The organism is Salinigranum salinum (assembly GCF_009176545.1).
In the GTDB taxonomy this organism is placed as follows: Archaea; Halobacteriota; Halobacteria; order Halobacteriales; family Haloferacaceae; genus Salinigranum; species Salinigranum salinum.
Genome location: NZ_VTOJ01000002.1, coordinates 1,347,780 through 1,367,789, shown reverse-complemented (window position 1 = coordinate 1,367,789; position 20,010 = coordinate 1,347,780). Strand labels below are relative to the sequence as shown.

Sequence of the window (20,010 nt, the reverse complement as noted above, 5' to 3'; positions counted from 1 at the left end):
GGGTGTATGACTGCGGCCGCCGACCTCGTCCTTACGAACGCGGAGGTCCACACACTCGTCCCCCCTGCGGACGGCGGCGACGAGACGTCCGAGGCCGTCGCCGTCCGCGACGGTCGGATCGTCCGGCTCGCGAGCGCCTACGACGTCGACTTCCTCGTCGGCACCGACACCCGCGTCATCGACCTCGACGGTCGGGTGGTGCTCCCGGGGTTCGTCGACGCCCACACGCACCTGTCGATGGTCGGCCGGCGGCTCGTCCACGCCGACCTCGGGGTCGACTCTCGCGCCGCCGCGCTCGACCGACTCCGCGAGCGGGCGGTCGACGTCACCGTCGAGGACACAGGCGACGGCGAGGACCCACGGCCGTGGATCCAGGGGTTCGGCTACGACGAGTCCCGGTGGGACGACGACCGCTACCTCTCCCGCGCGGACCTCGACGACGTCTCCGACTCCCTTCCCGTGGTCGCCTTCCGCGAGGACATGCACGTCGCGGGAGTGAACTCCGTCGCGCTCGACCGCCTCGGCCTCGCGGCGGGCGACCACGCTGGCGACGTCCGGAGTGAGAACGGCGAGCCGACGGGCGTGCTGGTCGAGGGAGCGGTCGACGCCGTCTGGGACGCCGTCTCTCCCTCGAAGACGGAGACCCGGCGGCTCCTCACCGCCGCCCAGCGCCACGCCAACGAACGCGGCGTCACGGGCGTCCACGACATGGTCCGGGCGTCGCACGCGCCGGCCGTCTACCGCGACCTCGCGGCCGCGGGCGAACTCACCCTCCGGGTCCGACTCAACTACTGGGCGGACCACCTCGACGCCCTCCGCGAGGTCGGCCTCGCGACGAACCACGGCGAGGGACTCGTCCGCGTCGGCGCGATCAAGACGTACACCGACGGGAGTTTCGGCGGCCGCACGGCGAAGCTCTCCGACCCCTACGACGACGCCGACACCAGGGGCCAGTGGGTCGTCCCGCCCGCGGAACTCGAGGCGATCGTCCGCGAGGCGACCGACGCGGGCTTTCAGGTCGCCGCCCACGCCATCGGCGACGAGGCGGTCGCCGCCGTCCTCGACGCGGTCGCCGCCGCCGGTCGCGTCGACGGCGAGGACGGCGCGAGACGCCACCGGGTCGAACACGCCGAACTCGCGGACGACGCGGCCATCGAGCGCATGGCCGACCTCGGCGTCGTCGCCTCCGTCCAGCCGAACTTCCTCAAGTGGGTCGGCGAGGACGGTCTGTACCACCGCAGACTCGGCGACCGTCGGGTGCGGACCAACCGCTACCGGGCCATGGCCGACGCGAGCGTCCCGCTCGCGTTCGGGAGCGACTGTATGCCGCTCGACCCGCTTTTCGGCGTCCACCACGCCGTGAACGCTCCCCACGAGGACCAGCGGCTCTCGGTCACGGAGGCGCTCCGGGCGTACACCCTCGGGGGTGCGTACGCGGGGTTCGACGAGGACCGTCTCGGGACGCTCGCGGTCGGGAACCGCGCGGACCTGGTCGCGCTCGACGGGTCACCGTGGACCGCCGACCGGATCGACGGGATCGGCCCGGTCCTGACCGTGACCGACGGGACGGTCGTCTACGACGCCGTGTCGCCGGACGCCGACTCGTCGACCGCGGGCGACGGGGACGACGCCGACGGCTGAGTCGGTGGATCCCCGCCGCCTTCACTCGGCGGTCGAACGTACCGAACGCTACCGTCCGGTGGAGCCGGGCACGTCACTCGCCCGGTGGCGGCGACTCGCGACCGATCGGGCAGGGAGTCGATTCCGACCGACCATCGATTCTCCTGCACGTTCCACACGCCGGGACACGCGCCCGAGACGCACGGAAAGGTTTGAGACGCTCCCCGAGCATCGACGGGTATGAGTACGAGTTCGAGTTCGGATGTGGGTTCGACGGGCTTTTTCCACCGACTTCGGCAGCGAATCGACCGGATCGACAGCGTCGTCTCGGTCGGCCTCGACCCCGACCCCGCGCGCATCCCCGATCACCTCCGCGAGCACGACCTCCCCCGCTGGGCGTTCAACCGGCGGATCATCGACGCGACGCACGAACACGCCGCCTGCTACAAGCCCAACGCGGCGTTCTACGAGGACGGCGACGGCTGGCGTGCCCTCCGGGAGACGATCGCGTACGCCCACGGGAAGGACGTGCCCGTGCTCCTCGACGCGAAACGGGCCGATATCGGCAACACCTCCCGACAGTACGCGCACCTCCTCGACCACGCCGACGCGATCACGGTGAACCCCTATCTGGGTCGGGACTCGCTGGAACCGTTCCTCTCGCGTGCCGACAAGGGCGTGTTCGTCCTCTGTCGCACCTCCAACCCCGGCGGCGGCGACCTCCAGGATCTCGAACTCGCCTCGGGCGACCGGGTGTACGAGCGGGTCGCGGCGCTCGCGGACCTGTGGAACGCGAACGGAAACGTCGGCCTCGTCGTCGGCGCGACCACGCCGGACGAACTCGCATCGGTTCGCGAACAGGTGCCCGACCTCCCCTTCCTCGTCCCCGGCGTCGGCGCACAGGGTGGCGACGCCGAGGCCGCCGTCACACACGGCCTCGCCGACGGCGTCGGTCTCGTCAACTCCTCTCGGGGCATCATCTTCGCCGGCGAGGACCGGGGCGAGGCGTTCGCCTCGGTCGCCGGCGAGGCGGCCAAACGGCTGAAGAAGCGGCTCAATCAGTACCGCTGACCGGTTCGTGAACCCGCGACGTAGCGAACCAGCTGATCCGTCTGACGACCGGGACCGACTCAGTCGACGAGACCGACCGAGCGGACGTGTGCCTGGAGGGCCCGTTCGGAGTCGAACTCCTTCCCACACACCTCGCACCGATACGTCTCGCGCTCGTCCATGTACATAGATCCGTGGGAACGTTCCACACGAGCCGGTATGAGCGTTCCCCCTTCGGGCGACCGATCTACCCACCCTCGTCGTCGACGGCGCTCGGTGCGAGACGCTTACGGTTCCGCACTCCGTACACCCAGTGTGGACCGCGACCGACTCGTCCTGGGACTCGCGGCAGTGTTCGCCGGACTGACAGTGCTGTTGTTCGTCCTGTCGTTCGCCTTCAAGCAACTGTTCCTGCTCGTCGTCGCCGTCCCGTTCGGCGCGACGACGTACCTCATGTGGTACCAGGCGAGCGGTCGTCTCGAGGAGCGAACCCGCACCAGACGGGTCCGTGGAGGAACCCGGTTCGGCCCACGTGCGGGTCCCGACGAACCGGGTGGACCGGGTGGGTTCGGTGCCGACGCGCGGGGTGGGTTCGGTGCCGGCGCGCGTGAGGCGCGTGACCGTCGTCGTGCGACCGTCGGACCGGCGGCGTCGGGTCTGTCGCAGACGGAGGCGTACCGGGCGCTCGGACTCGATCCGGGGGCCGACGAGGACGCCGTACGCGACGCCTACCGCGAGCGAGTGAAGGAGGTGCATCCGGATCGCCCTTCGGGCGACGAAGACGAGTTCAAACGGGTCAACCGGGCGTACGAGCGCCTGACCGACGAGCCGACGTAGCCCAGTCGCGCCGGCCAGCCGTCTCGCCCGACGTGCCGTTTCATGACCGTGCGACCCGGCAGCGAGTCCGGAGTGCTGTTGTGAGATGGGGACTCATGCCACGGAAAGCCTTAACGTGGGTGCTTTCCTACGCGCGACCATGAGCGCTGACCGGGCCCCCCTCGAAGAGGCCCTCGAGCGCGGCGAGCAGGAAGGCGGCCACATCGAATTCAAAGAGCGGCTCTCCCGTGACGTCCACCTGTCGAGCGGACGAATGGAGAGCCTCGCGGCTCAGCTCCGCCACCGGGTACTCTCGGGCGACGGGACGGCCACGTACGTCGTCGGCGTCACGGACGACGGGGGCATCGCGGGCATTCCCCGGGAGGCGTTCTCCGAGTCGATGGACGTCCTCTCGCTCCTGGCCGAGGAAGCCGGCGCGCACATCCACGACGTCGAGACGTGGAGCGCCGGCGACGACGGCCTCGTCGGCGTCGCCACGCTGAAAGAGGGAGCGATGCTCGAGGGCGACGACGATCACATCGTCGTCGGCACCGCGGGCCACGTCGACCACGGAAAGTCGACCCTCGTGGGGTCGCTCGTCACCGGTCGATCGGACGACGGCGAGGGCGAGACGCGATCGTTCCTCGACGTCCAGCCCCACGAGGTCGAACGCGGGCTCTCCGCGGATCTCTCCTACGGCGTGTACGGCTTCGACGACGACGGCCCGGTCCACATGGACAACCCCCACCGGAAGGCCGACCGCGCCCGGATCGTCCAGGAGGCAGACCGCTTAGTGTCGTTCGTCGACACGGTCGGCCACGAGCCGTGGCTCCGCACCACGATCCGGGGACTGGTCGGTCAGCGGCTGGATTACGGCCTCATCGTCGTCGCCGCCGACGACGGCCCGACGCGGACGACGCGCGAGCACCTCGGCATCCTCCTCGCCATGGAGCTTCCGACGGTCGTCGCGCTCACCAAGGTCGACATGGTCTCCGACGAGCGCGTCAGCGAGGTCGAACGTGAGGTCGAGCGACTGCTCCGCGACGTCGGCAAGACGCCTCTCCGCGTGGCACGCCACGGCGTCGAGGCCGCCGTCGAGGAGATCAGCGACGCGGTCGTCCCCATCCTCAAGACCAGCGCGGTGACGATGGAGGGGCTCGACCGTCTCGACTACCTGTTCGAACACCTTCCGAAGACGGCGCGCGACGAGGGGGAGTTCCGGATGTACATCGACCGGTCGTACTCCGTCACGGGCGTCGGCGCGGTCGCCTCGGGGACGGTGAACGCCGGGAGCGTCGAGGCCGGCGACGAACTCCTCGTCGGGCCGATGGCCGACGGCGGCTTCCGCGAGGTGGAGGTCCGCTCGATCGAGATGCACTACCATCGCGTCGACCGGGCGAAGGCCGGCCGCATCGTCGGCATCGCGCTCAAGGGGGTCCGTGAGCCGGACCTCGAACGCGGGATGGTGCTCCTCCCGCGCGACGCCGACCCCACACCCGTGCGGCGGTTCGAGGCGGACGTGATGGTACTCAACCACCCGACGCGGATCGGCTCGGGCTACGAACCCGTCGTCCACCTCGAGACGATCAGCGAGGCTGCGGTGTTCCGTCCCGAGGGTGGACAACTGCTCCCTGGCGACACCGGCACGACCGAGGTGGAGTTCAAGTTCCGGCCGTATCTCGTGGAGGAGGGTCAGCGGTTCGTCTTCCGCGAGGGGCGGAGCAAGGGTGTCGGCACCGTCACCCACGTCTACCGGGAGTAGCGAGGCGGCAGGCGAACGGGCGGCACGCGCTCACACGAGACGGTGTGCCGCCGCGTCGCCCGTCGTCCCGTGGTCTCTCTCACCGCACGGGCCGTCTGGCCGCCGTCTCGGATATAAACGCTCGGGAGCGAGCGGACGTTCAGGCCCACGGTCGCTCGTCGAGTTCGGTGAGCGACTCCAGCCGGTAGTGTGGCTCGGCCGTCGCCCGTTCTTCGTACGCCGGGATCCACACGCTTCGGAGGCCGGCCGCGTTCGCGCCGGCGACGTCCGACGCGAGCGAGTTACCGACGTGGACTGCCCGGTCCGCGGTCGAGCCGAGCGTCGTGAGTGCCCTGTCGAAGGGGTCCGGTGCCGGCTTGGGCGCCGTGTCGTGGCCTGCGAAGACGACCGTCTCGAACGCGGTGTCGAGGTCGACCTCCGCGAGTTTGGGCCGCTGGACGTCCGGGTGGCCGTTCGTCACGACCCCCAGGCGATAGTCGTCGGCGAATCGGTCGACGACCTCCCGGGCACCGGGGAGCAGTCGTACGTCGCCGTGGTCGCGCCGCGCGTTGAACGCGTCTGCGACGTCCCGTCCCAGCGCGGGGTCGTGGCCGCGTTCGTCGGCGACGGCGGCGAAACACGCCTCGCGGAGCCCTTCGATCGAGTCGGTCCGCGGCAAGAACTCCTCGTACCGCGCGAAGTACGCCTCCGCGGCGAAGAACGGCTCGACGCCGACGGCCGCGAACGCCTCGTCGAGCACCTCCTGGGTGGAGCGGTTGTACGTGACGAGGGTGTCGTCGAGGTCGAACAGGACGGTGTCGACCGGTTTCGTCGTCATCACTCCACGTAGGCACGAGAGCGGCAAAAGCCGTCCGGCGGCACGTCCCTGACCGTTGTCTGGACCCGTCACCACCCCCGCGACCGGTCCTCACTGCCTCGGCTCCTCGGCGGGGCTCCCGCCCGACGGCCACGTGACGATCCGTCACGGGGCTGTCGTCCACGAGGATACCATCTGCCGGGTGACCTGCTCGTCCGACGACGTCACCGCCGAGCGGGTCGTCGACTACTGGCGGTCCGGGGGAAGACGTGTCGCTCGCTCACTGCGTCGAACGGACCGTTCCTGCTCGGTCCGCTCTCCATCTACTCCGCCGGCTCCCGGACGACGTACCCCGCCTCGCGTCGCTCGGCCACGTCGAGGAGGACGAGCCACTCGAGGAGGTGGCCGACCCGCGCGCGCCACGTCTCGCGCCACCCCGTCGGGTCCTTGTGGTGCTCCCACGCCGGAACCCGCTCTTCGAACCGCTCGAAGACGGCGTCGTCGTCGAGCGGTTCCGCACCGAGGACGTCGCGGACCTCGCGCGCCCCGTACACCCCGTCGAGGAACGCCTCACGGAGGTACGCCGGCGTCGGCTCCCGCGAGCGCCGGACGAACCCCGAGTCGCGTTCGGCGGCGAGGCCCAGCGCACGGAGGAACGTGAGCCACGTCCGCGCCACGTCCCGGCTCGGGAACCCCCGTCGGTGCATGAGGCGTGCACAGCAGTCGTCCTCCGTGCCCGGCACGAGCGGGACGGCCTGCTGTGCCTCGACCACCTCCTCGAGCGAGTCCGGGGCCGCGGGAACGAGCTTGAATCTGGTCATGGTCGGTTTTGCCAGTCTGGCCGATGTCGACTCACGCCAGCCCGAACGACTCCGCGAGCAGTTCTTCGTCGCGTTTGCCGACGACGCGCGTCGGCCCGTCGACGACGTCGACGGTGACCTGTGCGGGCGCGAACACCGAGTCGGGCACCTCGTAGAAGTCCCAGCCGGCCTCCTCGAAGATGGTCTCGAAGGGGGTGCCGTACTCGTCGCTGGCCGTCGACGGGAGGTCGTCGAAGACGCCGCTGTCCTCGCGCACCTGCATGTACACCTGTCCCCCGTACGCCAGCGCGTCGTTCGTCCGGCCCATGGCGACACCCTCGTCGTAGCTGACGGGGGCCACGGGTGCGGCACCGGACACAGTGAGCACGTCCTTCGGATCGTAGCCGAGCTCGAAGAGACGGAAGACGCCGAGTTCGGCCGCGCGGGCAGCCATCGTCACGCTCCCGACCGTGGAGCCGGTGGCGAACGTCGGGAGGAACACGCCCGACGGCTCGACGCCGGTGAGATCGGCGACGTGCTCTGCTACGGAATCGTCCGGGAGGTCGATGCTCTCGATCGTCAGCACCGTCAGATCGAACTCGTCGTAGTAGCCGACGGCCTGGAACTCGCTCTCCTGGCCGACCAGCGCGCGGGCCGGCCCGGCACCGAGGCCGTCGAAACCCGGTCCGTCGTCGCCCTCGAACGCGAGTTCCCAGCCGGCTTTCTGCGAGCAGAGCAGCGCGAGCGCCGGGTGGTCGGTCGTGAGGTCGACGTGTGGCAGTGGTGCGCCGGCGACCGTGTCCATCCGCGTCCCCACCGTCGCGAGTCCGGCCGTCTGCACCTCCGCGACGAGGAGACCGGCCTCGAGGCCGGCCTCCGCGTCGACGCCGCAGTCGATGACCGTCGCCCCGGAGTCGAGTTCGTAGACGACGACCCCGAGTTCGTCGGCGAAGTCGAGCACCTCGTCGACGAGTTCGATGGCCATCCGGTTGAGACTCTCCATACGCTCCGTTTTCGAGGTCCCCCGATAAAGGGTGACGGGTTCGGTCGTGGATTGATCGACGGGCTCGATCGTCGACGGACGGGTCGGCAGCGGACGTGCGCGTCGTCGTGAGCGGTCCCGGTGCGAAAACGCAGGGGAGTCGCCACGGTCTCGGCCGCGCGACGTCACGTGCTCCCATACTCGGCGCAGTCGTCGCCGTCGTGCGACCGGGTCGTCGCCGTCGCGCGACCGAGTCGCCGTGCTCGATCCGACCGAGTCCCCGTGCCAGATTCGGCGGCTACGCTCCCCGCGTCCGCTTCGCCTCTCGCCCGAGTTCTGCTTCCACCCGATCGACCTTCTCCCGGGCTCGCTGGCTGCGGGTTCGCTTGTCGTCGATCTTCAGGAACGTGCTCACTCGATCGCCGTCGACGGCCTTGTGTGCGGCGGCGACCGCCGCGAGCAGGGTATCGACGTCGTCCGCCTCGATCACCGTGCCCATCGGATTCGTCTCGTAGGCGACGTCGAAGTCGTCGAGTGCGGCGACGGCTTTCGCGACCTCGGCGGCCATGCTCCCCTCGATTACCGGTGCCACGCTCAGCATCGCGATGACGGTCATAGAGGTGAGACGACGCGCGGGAAGGTAACTACGGTGGTCGGTCGAGCGTCCGCTCCACGACGAGCGGTAGCCCTCGCTGTCGACTCGTTCCCGACTCGCCTTCGCGGAGCCTCCGCCCTCCGTCGACCACCGCTCGCGTGACATTCCGTCTCCCTGTCCGGTTATCTGCTCCCCACTCCTACCACGCGGCATGTCCGTCATCGCTCGCGTCACCGACGCGGATCCGCGACTCGAACGAGCCCTCGTCTTGCTCCGGGCGATCGTCCACGAGATCCGCGCCGAACGACTCACGTTCATGGCCGGGAGCATCGCCTACCACGCCTTCGTCTCGCTGCTCCCGCTCTTGCTTCTGGTGCTCGCGATCGTCGCCCGGGTGGGCGACCGCAGCCTCGAAACCGCGTTCGAGCGATTCGTCGCCACCGTCCTCACGCCCGGCGCGTCGTCGATCTTCGTCACCGAACTCTCCCAGGCCGGCAGTTCGGCTGGGCTCTCCCTGTTCGGCGGCGTCGTCCTCGTCTGGGGGACGCTCCGCATCTTCCGTGGGCTCGACACCGCCTTCTCCGACATCTACGAGTCCGAAGCCGAGAACACCTTCGCCGACCAGGTTTCGGACGGCGTGGTCGTCCTGCTGGTGTTCGCGCTCGCCATCCTGCTCGCGGTGTTCGTCGAATCGCGTCTCGTGCTCGCCGGGGCGGGAACCGTCCCGTGGCTCCTCCACCGACTGGTGCTCGTCGCGCTCCTCTCCGTCGCCCTGTTTCCCATGTACTACGTCTTTCCCGACTGTGACGTCGGCGTCGTCGAGGTCCTCCCGGGCGTGTTTCTCGCTGCGGTGGGGCTGGCGTCGTTCGAGACGCTCTTCCAGCTGTACGCGCGGTTCAGCGCCACGGCGCAGGACCCCAGCGTCGTCGCCGGCATCCTCGTGCTCCTCACCTGGCTGTACTTTTCGGGGCTCGTCATCCTCCTCGGTGCGGCGGTGAACGCCGTCCTCTCGAACCGCTCGCGCGACGTCAACGTCCGTCCGGTGTTCGGCGGCGTCGACTACGACAACTCTGCGGGGCCGACGCGGGCGGCCGTCACGGACGCGGTCGAGGCGGCCGAACAGGCGCTCGTGACCGGTCGAACCGGTGGACGACCCGCCGAGGTCGCGGTGACGGTTGACGGCCGGCGCGTGGTCCTGCCCACCCCCGACGGCGTCGTCGCCCGCACCGACACGGGTCTGCTGGGCGGCCCGGTCGTCCTCGAACTCTCCTGGTCGCCCAGAGAGTCCGAGTGACCGATACGAGCAGTCGCCGTTTAATACCGCGCCGTGCGTTCCTCTCACATGGCTGCACACACTCCACCCTCGCCGACGTCCGAGAGCGTCACTCCGGTGCAGGCGACCGAGACGACCGACGAACCCCTCGAACCCGGCGAGACGCGGACCCAGCGGCTGATCGACGTCGGTCGCGACACGCCCAGTTCCGTTACGGTCTCCCGTGCAGTCCGTCCGCCCACGGTCGTCCGGAACAAGCGCCTCGCCGCCGACGGCGTCGGCGAAGCGTACCTCGTCTGGCGCTGTCTCGACTGCGGCGTCGTCGGCTCGCTCGACGCCTTCCCCACCCAGTGTGTCTGTGGCGCTGGTCGCGAGGACCTCGCGTACGTACTCGAGGACTGACCCCGGCTTCGAGCGCCCCCGCGCCCGTCGGCTCCGGAGATAGTTTCAAATACGAACACGTTGTAGCGTCGACCATGGCGATCTCTCGCCGCTGTTCTGGCTGTAACGCGCTCCTGCAGACCAAGCGCGATCTGACCAAACTCGAGGGGGTAACGAAGCCGTCGTGGCGGTGCCGCCGGTGTCAGACCACCGTCCCCGGCATCGTCGCCGAGCGGCTGAAACACCAGAAGCAACACGAGTTCTGAGTCGGCCTCGCCGCCGGGTCGACGCTCTCCACGACCGACGTCGACGACGTCGGTCGGCACCCTCCGGTCGCTCGCCGCCGAGCGCCCGACGGCGTCTCCCCTCGACCGGGCCACCGTCTCCCGGTGAATACTCGTCCGACTCGCTCCCCGGAGGGGGCTCGTCGCTCCGGTGCCGATCCCCAGAGAACCTACGTGCCGTTTCGATTTCGGTGGCTGGGCGTACTGATCTCTCCCGAGATCTCGTCTGTTGCCGACGATCGTGGTAATTATTATTCGATTCGTAGTAAGTTTTTAACCTCCGTGACTCCTCGGTTCACTCGTAATGAGACCGAAACTGACCCTCACGAAGCACTACCGTGGCTTCGATGCGGAGACGGAGTTCCAGCGCGTCGCCGAGTACGGCAGCTGGCACCCTGCGGCGGCGAAGCTCGAAACCGTCGATCACACGGGCCGAATCGAAGTGACGAAGCACGAACTCGAGACGTACTTCGCCGCCTAGGCGCTGTCTCCCGCTTCTCGTCCGAATCGAGCCGTTCGGCGGTGTGGAGTTCGGAGCAGTGCGCTGGCTGGGATTGTGAACCGGAGCCACATGGTCGCTCTCACCACGTTCGAGCGCTGTGACTGGCGGATCCATCCTCCCCGACAGACTACCCAGAGACCGAGAGAACAGCTCTCGACGAAATACGAGTCGAGTCGATACTCGGGAACGAGTCGCTCACTCGTGTCTCGCTTTCGCTCCGGGAATACGGTTTTATACCGAGACCGTCCATTCATTGATATGAGCGATGCGGTCGACGACCTGGATTTCTGGGGTCGACAACTGTTGAAGAAGTCGCAGCTGAATCCGCTCCGAGAGCGAATGAGCGAGTTCGTCTCCGACACGGGACCGACACCGGATCTCTCGGAACTCCGTGAGGCGACGAGCGGCGGGACGGACCTCTCGGAGATCGTCGACGACGAGCGCGAGGAGCGGGTGTAGCGTGAGGAGACCGCGTCGGTGACGACCTACTTTTTCGATACCTCTGCCTTGGTGAAACGGTATCACGAGGAACCGGGAACTAAACGAGTGGACGAGATTCTGGACGACGAGGAACACGACGTTTTGATCTCGTCACTTACCGTCGTCGAGTCCGTCTCCGCGTTCAGACGCAAGTACAACCGGAACGAGGTCTCCGAACCGGAAATGAACCAGTTGATCAGCGTCTTCTTTCGAGAGGCACTGGCGGACTTCGTCATCGTTCCGATGGAGGAGTCGCTCCTCGGCTTCTCGTTCGATCTCGTCCTCCAGAACGATCTGCGAACGCTGGATAGCCTCCAGCTCTCGGCAGCACTCTCACTCTCTGAGCGTATCGAGCAGTTCGGATTCGTGTCCGCCGATGAAGAGCTGGTCGAGGTGGCCGCACAGCGCGGTCTCGAAACGATCTTGCCCGGATAACGCTCGGGCACCCGTATTCAAGCGCGTCGCGTCTGCTGGGTGGTATACTGGTGCGCTGGCTGGGATGTGAACCGGAGCCGAACGGTTCTGCTCGACTCGCTTCGCTCGTCTGCGCGGACTGCGTCCGGCAGGGTTCAAATCCAGAGGCCTACACACCGAACTCAACGAGAGCGAGCGACATGAACGTCGCTCGCTGTGTTGAGGTTCAGAGAAGTGCGCTGGCTGGGATTGTGAACCACGGTCGTTCCGCTCACTTCGTTCGCTCTACTCCTTGATTCAAATCCACAGGGGCGACACACACCGGAATCCTCGGGGTGCGAGCGACACGCAGAGCGGTCGCTCGCGGATCGGATTCCGGAGAAGTGCGCTGGCTGGGATTTGAACCCAGGTTGTGACCATGGCAAGGTCACGTGATACCACTACACTACCAGCGCATCACGCGTCGTACGCATCTCCAGCTAACGCCACGGTGATATAAAAATCCGTCCTTTCCGCCCGCCCACGCCACCGTCTCTCAGAGGACCGATCGTGCGCTGTCGGCGACTTCGAACCAAACCTTGATGAACGATCTACACGTTTGGAGAGTTGAGTATCCCACAATGAGTTCGACACAAGACGTTCTGGAACACCACCTGGAGACGTTCGGCGCGGGCGACATGGACGGTATCCTGGAGGATTACGACGACGATTCGGTCATCATCACCCCCGACCGGACCTACCGTGGAATCGACGAGATCACGGAGTTCTTCGAGGGGCTGTTCGCCGACCTCGGTCAGGAGGGATCGGAGGCCGACGTTCCCATCCAGAAGGTCGAAGGCGACGTCGCCTACATCACCTGGCACGGCGAGACGCCGGACAACGTCTACGAGTTCTGTACGGACACGTTCATCGTCGAGGACGGGATCATCACCACCCAGACGTACGGTGGGCAGGTCGTCTCGAAGTAGACTCCGACCACACCGCGTTCGACCGTCGCGTCGGATCACGCTCTGTACTGGCGAGACACGACGTGAGGCCGATTCCCGCTCCGTCGTCAGCCTCGGACGGCGAGCGGGAGGGACGTTTTCCCGGGCCGACGACACTGACGCCATCGCAGTCTCCCGGTTTCACCGTCCGACACCCGGGTCGAGCACAGGACGTTCGCGATCGTTCCCCGCGACAGTCGGTCACACGGCACTGTCCGCTCTGAACGTCCGTCTGTGTGGTTGTCAGGGCCTCTCACGCGCACACGCGATTCGCTACCCTTTTCAACGAGGCTCGGGTACGACGGGTACAGTCTAGACGCGACGATGGACGGCTCGGCATGACACTCAGCGTACTCGTGCCGTCTTCCCTCGTCCGGGAAGCCGAAGACAAACGCGAGGCGACTCGCAAACTCGGCTACGTCGCCCGTGCGGCGACGGTGTTCCGGGCGGATCGGCTCGTCGTCTTCCCCGACCGGGAAGGCGAACAGGGCTGGGGAGGCGGGTTCGTCGAAACCGTGCTGCGGTACGCCGCCACACCACCCCACCTCCGAAAGGAGGTGTGGGAGAGGCGGGACGAACTGGCGTACGTCGGTGTCCTGCCGCCCCTCCGAATCGCGTCTACGACCGGCTCCGACTCCGCCGAGTCGGGGTCGTTAACACAGGGAATCGTGACTGAGGTCGGACCTGAAGGCCGCGTCCGGGTCACTTGCGGACTGCAACACCCGATCTCGCTCCTCGCCCCTCCGGAGATGGAGGTCGAGGAGGGGGAGCGCGTCACCATCAGGATCTCTTCGAGAGAGCCGGTCCGTGCGCGGATCGTCGATGCCCCGCAGCCGGGGTACGACGTCTCCCGCATGGACCTCACGGAAGCGCTGGCCCGTCCCGACGCCGGAACTCGCGTGGCGACGTCCCGGTTCGGGCGACCGCTGTCCGCCGACGGTCTGGCGGACCTCACCCGACGGGTCGCCGACGGCGCGACGATCGCCTTCGGCGCGCCCGGGCGGGGGCTTCCGGACATCCTCGGTATCGAGACCGAGGCCGTCGCCGCCGCGAGCGGCGAAGTCGAACCCGACGATCCGGGGTTCGACCTCTGGCTGAATACGATCCCGAACCAGGGCAGCGAGGTGGTGCGGACGGAGGAAGCGATGTTCGCCTCGCTCGCGGCCCTGACACTCCCGAGCCAGACGGAGTAACGGAGACCGAGAACACATGCCACAACCACGCAGACCACGCAAAGGCTCGATGGGCTACAGCCCGCGAAAGCGCGCGACGAGCGAAGTTCCGCGCTTCCGCTCGTGGCCCGACGACGAGGGCTCCCCTGCGCTGCAGGGGTTCGCCGGCTACAAGGCCGGCATGACCCACGTCCTCATGGTCAACGACCAGGCCAACTCCGCCCGCGAAGGGATGGAGGAGTCGGTGCCGGTGACCGTCGTCGAGACGCCGCCGATGCGCGCCGTCGCCCTGCGAGCCTACGAACAGACGTCGTACGGTATGAAGCCGACAACGGAAGTGTGGACGTCGGAGTTCCACGACGACCTCTCCCGCACGCTCTCGTTGCCGGACGAAGACACGTTCGAGACCGACGCCGACGACCTCCGAACCCTCCTCGACGAGGGTCGGGTCGACGACCTCCGGGTCATCACCCACACGGTCCCCGGCTCGGTCGCGAACGTCCCCAAGAAGAAGCCCGACGTGATGGAGACGCGCGTCGGCGGCGGCTCGCTCGACGAGCGCGCCGACTTCGCGCTCGACCTCGTCGAGTCCGGCGGTGAACACGCCATCAACGACGTGTTCCGTCCCGGACAGTATCTCGACGTGTCGGGCATCACCAAGGGGAAAGGGACCCAGGGCCCCGTCAAGCGCTGGGGCGTCCAGAAGCGGAAGGGGAAACACGCCCGTCAGGGGTGGCGCCGACGCATCGGCAACCTCGGCCCGTGGAACCCCTCGCGCGTGCGCTCGACCGTCCCCCAGCAGGGGCAGACGGGCTACCACCAGCGCACCGAACTGAACAAGCGGCTCATCGACCTCGGTGACGGGTCGGAGCCGAGCGTCGACGGCGGCTTCGTCAACTACGGCGAGATCGACGGCCCGTACGCGCTCGTCAAGGGCTCGCTGCCGGGGCCGAACAAACGGCTCCTGCGGTTCCGCCCGGCCGTCCGACCGAACGACCAGCCGCGCCTCGATCCCGAGGTGCGCTACGTCTCCACCGCCTCGAACCAAGGATAATGAACGCAACAGTACGCGACCTGAACGGCGACGACGCGGGCGAGATCGACCTCCCCGACGTGTTCGACACGCCCTACCGCCCGGACCTTATCCAGCGGGCGGTCGTCGCCGCGCAGGCCAACCGGAAGCAGCCGTACGGCGCCGACCCCTACGCCGGGATGCGGACCCCGGCCGAGTCAATGGGCAGTGGGCGCGGCATGGCCCACGTTCCGCGCGAGAACGGGCAGGGCCGCCGTGTTCCCCAGACGGTGGGTGGGCGCAAGGCTCACCCGCCGAAGGCCGAGAAGGACCAGGGGAAGCGAATCAACGACAAGGAACGGCAGCTCGCCGTGCGGTCGGCCATCGCGGCCACCGCGGACGTCGACCTCGTGCGCGAGCGCGGCCACCAGTTCGACGCCGACCTCCAGCTCCCGCTCGTCGTGAGCGACGAGTTCGAGGAGCTCGTGAAGACGAAGGAGGTCGTCTCCTTCCTCGAGAGCGTGGGACTGCACGCCGACGTCGAACGCGCGGACGAGCGGAACGTCCGGGCCGGTCGGGGGAAGACCCGCGGCCGCAAGTACACGCGCCCGAAGTCGATCCTCTTCGTCACGAGCGAGGAGCCGTCGAAGGCGGCGCGTAACCTCGCGGGCGCCGACGTCGCCACCGCGGCGAACGTCTCGGCCGAGGATCTCGCGCCGGGGACCCACGCCGGTCGGCTGACCGTGTGGACCGAGAGCGCTCTCGCGGAGGTGGCCGAGCGATGACGGGGATCATCCACCACCCGCTCGTCACCGAGAAGGCGATGAACGAGATGGACTTCGACAACAAGCTCCAGTTCATCGTCCACCTCGACGCCACCAAGCCGGAGATCAAAGCGGAGATCGAGACGCGCTACGAGGTCTCCATCGACTCGGTGAACACGCAGGTGACACCGAAGGGGAAGAAGAAGGCGACCGTCCGCCTGAGCGAGGAGGACGACGCCCAGGAGATCGCCTCCAGAATCGGGGTGTTCTAGATGGGACGACGAATCCAGGGACAGAAACGCGGACACGGCTCCCCGACGTACCGGGCGCCGTCGCACCGCTACAAGGCCGAACTGTCGCACAAGAAGAACGAAGACCGGGACACGATCTCGGGCACGGTCGTCGACATCGAACACGACCCCGCCCGGAGCGCGCCGATCGCCGCCATCGAGTTCGACGACGGCGACCAGCGCCTCGTCCTGGCCCCCGAGGGCATCACCGTCGGCGACACCATCCAGGTCGGCGTCTCGGCGGAGATCAAGCCGGGCAACACGCTCCCGCTGGCAGAGATCCCGGAGGGAGTCCCGGTGTGTAACGTCGAGTCCTCGCCCGGCGACGGCGGGAAGTTCGCCCGCGCGTCGGGTACCTCGGCGCAGCTCCTGAGCCACGACCGCCGCGTCGCGGTCGTGAAGCTCCCCTCGGGCGAGGTCAAGCGCCTCAGCCCCGAGTGCCGCGCCACTATCGGCGTCGTCGCCGGCGGCGGTCGGACGGAGAAACCGTTCGTCAAGGCCGGCAACAAGTACCACAAGATGCGCTCGCGCGGGTCGAAGTATCCGCGCGTCCGTGGTGTCGCGATGAACGCCGTCGACCACCCGTTCGGTGGCGGCGGTCGGCAACACCCCGGCAAACCGAAGTCCGTCTCGCGGAACGCGCCGCCGGGCCGCAAGGTGGGCGACATCGCCTCGAAACGAACCGGACGCGGCGGCAAGGCAGGGAACAAGTAATCATGAGCTCGGAATACCGAACCGGCCGCGAGGGTGAGTTCACCTACCGCGGTCACACGCTCGACGAACTGCAGGAGATGTCGCTCGACGAGGTCGCGGAACTGCTCCCCGCTCGCCAGCGGCGAACCATCGAACGAGGGCTGACCACCCAGCACGAGAAGCTGCTCGAGACGGTCCGCGACGCGGACCCCGAGGAGACGGCGAACGATCCGATCCGGACGCACCTGCGCGACGTCCCGATCCTGCCGGCGTTCGTCGACAAGACGTTCGCGGTGTACAACGGGCAGGAGTTCGAGCGCGTCGAGATCCAGCCCGAGATGATCGGACACTACCTCGGCGAGTTCCAGCTCACCCGAACGTCGGTCGAGCACGGGCAGGCCGGCATCGGTGCGACCCGGTCGTCGAAGTTCGTGCCACTCAAGTAAACCATGGGAATCAACTACAGCGTCGAGGCCGACCCGGAGACCACCGCCAGGGGGATGCTCCGCGACCGGCCCATCAGCCTCAAGCACAGCAAGGCCATCTCCAAGGCGATCAAGGGGAAGACGGTCGCCGACGCCGAGGCGTACCTCGAAGCCGTGATCGCCGAGGAACGCTCGGTCCCGTTCAAACAGCACAACACCGGTGTCGGACACCGCTCCGACATCGACGGCTGGGACGCGGGTCGCTACCCGGAGAAGGCGTCGAAGGACTTCCTGAAGCTCATCGAGAACGTCCGCAACAACGCGGACGAACAGGGCTTCGAGGGGTCGGAGATGGTGATCAAGCACGTCGCCGCCCACAAGACGGGCGAGCGCCCCGGTCGCAAGCCGCGGGCGTTCGGTCGTGCCGACCCGTGGAACACGACGCTCTGCGACGTCGAGCTCATCATCGAACAGCAGGAGGAGGCCCAGTAATGGCGGACGAACACCAGTTCATCGAGAACGGACTCCAGCGTTCGCAGATCGACGAGTTCTTCGCCGACGAACTCGGTCGCGCCGGCTACGGCGGGATGGAGGTCGCGAAGACGCCGATGGGCACCCAGATCGTCCTCAAGGCCGAGAAGCCCGGGATGGTCATCGGCAAGGGCGGGAAGAACATCCGCAAGGTGACCCGCGAACTCGAAGAGCGCTTCGACCTGGACGACCCCCAGATCGACGTCCAGGAGGTCGACGAGCCCGATCTCAACGCGCGCATCGTCGCCGACCGCCTCGCGAACGCCCTCGAACGAGGGTGGTACTTCCGCAAGGCGGGCCACACCACCATCGACCGGATCATGGAGGCCGGCGCGCTCGGCGCGGAGATCGTCCTCTCGGGCAAGGTCACGGGCGCTCGCTCGCGCGTGGAGAAGTTCAACCGCGGCTACATCAAGCACAACGGCGAGCCCGCCGAGGAGATCGTCGACGAGGGCCAGGGCGTCGCCGTCATGAAACTCGGCACCATCGGCGTCACGGTGAAGATCATCCCGCCGGGTGCGGAGCTGCCCGACGACTTCTCGATCGAGGAGGACGTCGAGGTCGAGGCCGTCGAACAGATCGCCGTTGAGGGCGATGGCGAGAGCGTCGAGGAGCTCCTCGAGGGCGAGCCGGACGAGGCCGACGAACTCGACGAGACGGCGGCCGACTTCGCCGACGAGGACGTCGAGGTTCCGACGGACGAGCCCGAAGAGGTGCTCGACGAGGAGATCGTCGAGGTCGAAGAGGAGGTCGTCGACGAGGACGCCGACGCCGAGGAGGTCGACGAGGAGACCGCCGGTGACGCCGACGCCGATGCGGACGCGGACCTCGACGAGGAGACCGCCGCGGAGGCGGCCGACCTCGTCGCCGAGATGGAGGCCGCCGACGACGCCGACGACGCCGACGACACCGACGACACCGACGACGACGAGGAGGTCGAAGAGTAATGGCGATCCTCTACACCGCGGAGATCCGCGACATGACGCCCGCCGAGCGACAGGCCGAGCTCGAGGAGCTCGAGACCGAGCTGCTCAACGCGAAGGCCGTGCAGGCGGCGGGTGGCGCGCCGGACAACCCCGGCCGCGTGAAGGAACTCCGTCGGACCATCGCGCGGATCAAGACGATCCAGCAGGAAGAGGGCGACCTCGCGGACGACGAATAACGGACTCGAACCGGAATGCGACTCACACCCGAGACCCTGACGCGACACGAACTCAACGGCCTCTCCACCGAGGTCGTCGACGCCCCGAACCCCGATCTGATCGGGATAGCGGGGCGTGTCGTCGTCGAGACGATGCGGACCCTGCAGATCGACGACGGGGCTCGGGTGCGGCAGGTCCCCAAGGAGGGAACGACGTTCGAGTTTCGCCTTCCGACCGACACGGAGACCGAGGACGCCGGCGACGCCCCTACCGTCGCTGCCGGTCCTCGACACACACGCACAGATGAAGCCGCCGAAGTCGCGAAGGCTTCGGGGACCGCGTCCGAACTGGTTTCTTCACCCACTCAACCCGCCACAGACGCCGACTCCGACGGTGAGTCGGTCGAGGCGGCACGGGTCGAGGCTGGCGAGGGCGTGGCCTACGTTACGGTGGATGGCACACAGCTGCTCTCACGACCCGCGCTCCGCACGGAGAACGCAGGTGAATCAACATGGCGTTAGGACTCAACGTATCAGAACCGGAGGAGACCTGCTCCGACCAGCACTGTCCGTTCCACGGCTCGCTTTCCGTGCGCGGACAGACGCTGGAGGGCATGGTCGCCTCCACAGACATGGACAAGACCGTCGTCGTCGAACGCGAGTACGACGTTCGCGTCCCCAAATACGATCGGTACATGAAGCGCCGGAGTCGGATTCCGGCCCATGCACCGCCGTGTCTGGGGCTCGAAGTCGGCGACACGGTCCGTATCGCAGAGACACGACCGCTCTCGAAGACGAAATCCCACGTGGTCATCGAACGCGTCGGAGGTGACGACTGATGGAGGCGCTGAAAGCCGACGTCACTCGTGGCCTCAACCGTGGCGCGCTCGTCACGTGCGCGGACAACACCGGGGCCCGTGAGCTGAAAGTGATCAGCGTCCACGGCTACTCCGGCACGAAGAACCGCCAGCCCTCGGCGGGCATCGGTGACAAGGTGACCGTCTCGGTCACCAAAGGCACCCCCGAGATGCGCCGCCAGGTGCTCGAGGCCGTCATCGTTCGGCAGCGCAAGCCGATCCGACGGCCCGACGGCACGCGCGTGAAGTTCGAGGACAACGCGGCCGTCGTCATCGACGAGATGGAAGAGCCGCGCGGGACCGAGATCAAGGGTCCCGTCGCGCGCGAGGTGGCCGAGCGGTTCGGCAGCATCGCCTCGACAGCGACGATGATCGTCTGAACAG

The 20,010-nt window shown here is 67.8% G+C and carries 28 protein-coding genes and 1 tRNA gene; 23 read left to right on the top strand and 6 right to left on the bottom strand.

Going from position 1 to position 20,010, the window contains the following annotated elements:
* The first annotated feature begins 6 nt into the window (after positions 1-6).
* Both FZP69_RS17975 and pyrF read left to right on the top strand, forming a co-directional pair.
* The gene (locus FZP69_RS17975; protein WP_152042742.1) at positions 7-1,641 is read left to right on the top strand and encodes an amidohydrolase; all 1,635 of its coding nucleotides are present in this window, start codon (positions 7-9) and stop codon (positions 1,639-1,641) included.
* Between the two features lie 219 nt (positions 1,642-1,860).
* Positions 1,861-2,691, top strand: a complete 831-nt coding sequence (pyrF, locus tag FZP69_RS17970; protein WP_152042741.1) for an orotidine-5'-phosphate decarboxylase — start codon at positions 1,861-1,863, stop codon at positions 2,689-2,691.
* Between the two features lie 59 nt (positions 2,692-2,750).
* Here the strand turns inward: pyrF and FZP69_RS17965 are convergent, their stop codons facing one another.
* Positions 2,751-2,858, bottom strand: a complete 108-nt coding sequence (locus FZP69_RS17965) for a C2H2-type zinc finger protein (RefSeq protein WP_152042740.1) — start codon at positions 2,856-2,858, stop codon at positions 2,751-2,753.
* A 127-nt stretch (positions 2,859-2,985) separates the two neighbouring features.
* Here FZP69_RS17965 and FZP69_RS17960 point away from each other — a divergent pair, with 127 nt between their 5' ends.
* Positions 2,986-3,507 carry a J domain-containing protein gene (locus FZP69_RS17960; protein WP_152042739.1) on the top strand — a complete coding sequence of 174 codons (522 nt, stop codon included), beginning with the start codon at positions 2,986-2,988 and terminating at the stop codon, positions 3,505-3,507.
* Positions 3,508-3,646: 139 nt separating this feature from the next.
* Positions 3,647-5,248, top strand: coding sequence for a GTPBP1 family GTP-binding protein (locus FZP69_RS17955; RefSeq protein ID WP_152042738.1), 1,602 nt, complete (start codon positions 3,647-3,649; stop codon positions 5,246-5,248).
* 139 nt (positions 5,249-5,387) lie between these two features.
* On the opposite strand, the gene FZP69_RS17950 is transcribed toward FZP69_RS17955, so the two are convergent.
* From FZP69_RS17950 to FZP69_RS17935, 4 genes are all read right to left on the bottom strand, one after another.
* Positions 5,388-6,065 (bottom strand): HAD family hydrolase, encoded by a 678-nt coding sequence (locus tag FZP69_RS17950; RefSeq protein ID WP_152042737.1) that lies wholly within the window; start codon positions 6,063-6,065, stop codon positions 5,388-5,390.
* 302 nt (positions 6,066-6,367) lie between these two features.
* Positions 6,368-6,865 (bottom strand): hypothetical protein, encoded by a 498-nt coding sequence (locus FZP69_RS17945; protein ID WP_152042736.1) that lies wholly within the window; start codon positions 6,863-6,865, stop codon positions 6,368-6,370.
* A gap of 31 nt (positions 6,866-6,896) precedes the next feature.
* Positions 6,897-7,847 carry a methenyltetrahydromethanopterin cyclohydrolase gene (gene mch / locus FZP69_RS17940; protein ID WP_152042735.1) on the bottom strand — a complete coding sequence of 317 codons (951 nt, stop codon included), beginning with the start codon at positions 7,845-7,847 and terminating at the stop codon, positions 6,897-6,899.
* 277 nt (positions 7,848-8,124) lie between these two features.
* A complete protein-coding gene (locus tag FZP69_RS17935) occupies positions 8,125-8,442 on the bottom strand; it encodes an MTH1187 family thiamine-binding protein (RefSeq protein ID WP_152042734.1) in 318 nt (105 codons plus the stop codon).
* Positions 8,443-8,632: 190 nt separating this feature from the next.
* Here FZP69_RS17935 and FZP69_RS17930 point away from each other — a divergent pair, with 190 nt between their 5' ends.
* The 6 genes from FZP69_RS17930 (at position 8,633) to FZP69_RS17915 (ending at position 11,776) form a co-directional block, all read left to right on the top strand.
* Positions 8,633-9,715 (top strand): YihY/virulence factor BrkB family protein, encoded by a 1,083-nt coding sequence (locus tag FZP69_RS17930; protein ID WP_152042733.1) that lies wholly within the window; start codon positions 8,633-8,635, stop codon positions 9,713-9,715.
* A gap of 48 nt (positions 9,716-9,763) precedes the next feature.
* On the top strand, positions 9,764-10,096 hold the full coding sequence (locus tag FZP69_RS17925; protein WP_240137702.1) for a DUF7130 family rubredoxin-like protein: 333 nt from the start codon (positions 9,764-9,766) through the stop codon (positions 10,094-10,096).
* A gap of 74 nt (positions 10,097-10,170) precedes the next feature.
* Complete coding sequence (locus FZP69_RS22730; protein WP_192918640.1) at positions 10,171-10,341, top strand: hypothetical protein; 171 nt, start codon at positions 10,171-10,173, stop codon at positions 10,339-10,341.
* A gap of 322 nt (positions 10,342-10,663) precedes the next feature.
* The gene (locus FZP69_RS22725) at positions 10,664-10,840 is read left to right on the top strand and encodes a hypothetical protein (RefSeq protein WP_192918639.1); all 177 of its coding nucleotides are present in this window, start codon (positions 10,664-10,666) and stop codon (positions 10,838-10,840) included.
* A 279-nt stretch (positions 10,841-11,119) separates the two neighbouring features.
* Positions 11,120-11,320, top strand: a complete 201-nt coding sequence (locus FZP69_RS17920; protein ID WP_152042732.1) for a hypothetical protein — start codon at positions 11,120-11,122, stop codon at positions 11,318-11,320.
* An 18-nt stretch (positions 11,321-11,338) separates the two neighbouring features.
* The gene (locus tag FZP69_RS17915; RefSeq protein ID WP_152042731.1) at positions 11,339-11,776 is read left to right on the top strand and encodes a type II toxin-antitoxin system VapC family toxin; all 438 of its coding nucleotides are present in this window, start codon (positions 11,339-11,341) and stop codon (positions 11,774-11,776) included.
* A 363-nt stretch (positions 11,777-12,139) separates the two neighbouring features.
* Here FZP69_RS17915 and FZP69_RS17910 read toward each other — a convergent pair.
* A tRNA-Gly gene (locus tag FZP69_RS17910) sits at positions 12,140-12,210 on the bottom strand.
* 165 nt (positions 12,211-12,375) lie between these two features.
* Between FZP69_RS17910 and FZP69_RS17905 the strand changes: the two genes are divergently transcribed.
* From FZP69_RS17905 to FZP69_RS17845, 13 genes are all read left to right on the top strand, one after another.
* A complete protein-coding gene (locus FZP69_RS17905) occupies positions 12,376-12,723 on the top strand; it encodes a nuclear transport factor 2 family protein (RefSeq protein ID WP_152042730.1) in 348 nt (115 codons plus the stop codon).
* A 356-nt stretch (positions 12,724-13,079) separates the two neighbouring features.
* On the top strand, positions 13,080-13,934 hold the full coding sequence (locus tag FZP69_RS17900; RefSeq protein ID WP_152042729.1) for a putative RNA uridine N3 methyltransferase: 855 nt from the start codon (positions 13,080-13,082) through the stop codon (positions 13,932-13,934).
* Positions 13,935-13,950: 16 nt separating this feature from the next.
* Positions 13,951-14,967 (top strand): 50S ribosomal protein L3, encoded by a 1,017-nt coding sequence (locus FZP69_RS17895; RefSeq protein ID WP_152042728.1) that lies wholly within the window; start codon positions 13,951-13,953, stop codon positions 14,965-14,967.
* Complete coding sequence (rpl4p, locus tag FZP69_RS17890; protein WP_152042727.1) at positions 14,967-15,710, top strand: 50S ribosomal protein L4; 744 nt, start codon at positions 14,967-14,969, stop codon at positions 15,708-15,710. Before FZP69_RS17895 ends, rpl4p begins: the two co-directional genes overlap by 1 nt.
* Complete coding sequence (locus FZP69_RS17885) at positions 15,707-15,961, top strand: 50S ribosomal protein L23 (protein WP_152042726.1); 255 nt, start codon at positions 15,707-15,709, stop codon at positions 15,959-15,961. The genes rpl4p and FZP69_RS17885 overlap by 4 nt, the downstream gene beginning before the upstream one ends.
* Complete coding sequence (locus FZP69_RS17880) at positions 15,962-16,693, top strand: 50S ribosomal protein L2 (RefSeq protein ID WP_152042725.1); 732 nt, start codon at positions 15,962-15,964, stop codon at positions 16,691-16,693. It begins immediately after the preceding gene.
* Between the two features lie 2 nt (positions 16,694-16,695).
* Positions 16,696-17,118, top strand: a complete 423-nt coding sequence (locus tag FZP69_RS17875) for a 30S ribosomal protein S19 (RefSeq protein WP_152042724.1) — start codon at positions 16,696-16,698, stop codon at positions 17,116-17,118.
* 3 nt (positions 17,119-17,121) lie between these two features.
* Positions 17,122-17,589 carry a 50S ribosomal protein L22 gene (locus FZP69_RS17870; protein WP_152042723.1) on the top strand — a complete coding sequence of 156 codons (468 nt, stop codon included), beginning with the start codon at positions 17,122-17,124 and terminating at the stop codon, positions 17,587-17,589.
* A complete protein-coding gene (locus FZP69_RS17865; protein WP_152042722.1) occupies positions 17,589-18,575 on the top strand; it encodes a 30S ribosomal protein S3 in 987 nt (328 codons plus the stop codon). Before FZP69_RS17870 ends, FZP69_RS17865 begins: the two co-directional genes overlap by 1 nt.
* Positions 18,575-18,790, top strand: a complete 216-nt coding sequence (gene rpmC, locus FZP69_RS17860; RefSeq protein WP_152042721.1) for a 50S ribosomal protein L29 — start codon at positions 18,575-18,577, stop codon at positions 18,788-18,790. The genes FZP69_RS17865 and rpmC overlap by 1 nt, the downstream gene beginning before the upstream one ends.
* Positions 18,791-18,805: 15 nt before the next feature.
* Positions 18,806-19,291: a ribonuclease P protein component 1 gene (locus FZP69_RS17855; RefSeq protein ID WP_152042720.1), complete on the top strand. Its 486-nt coding sequence runs from the start codon at positions 18,806-18,808 to the stop codon at positions 19,289-19,291.
* Positions 19,282-19,608, top strand: a complete 327-nt coding sequence (locus FZP69_RS17850) for a 30S ribosomal protein S17 (protein WP_152042719.1) — start codon at positions 19,282-19,284, stop codon at positions 19,606-19,608. Before FZP69_RS17855 ends, FZP69_RS17850 begins: the two co-directional genes overlap by 10 nt.
* The gene (locus FZP69_RS17845) at positions 19,608-20,006 is read left to right on the top strand and encodes a 50S ribosomal protein L14 (protein WP_152042718.1); all 399 of its coding nucleotides are present in this window, start codon (positions 19,608-19,610) and stop codon (positions 20,004-20,006) included. Before FZP69_RS17850 ends, FZP69_RS17845 begins: the two co-directional genes overlap by 1 nt.
* The last annotated feature ends 4 nt before the right edge of the window (positions 20,007-20,010 follow it).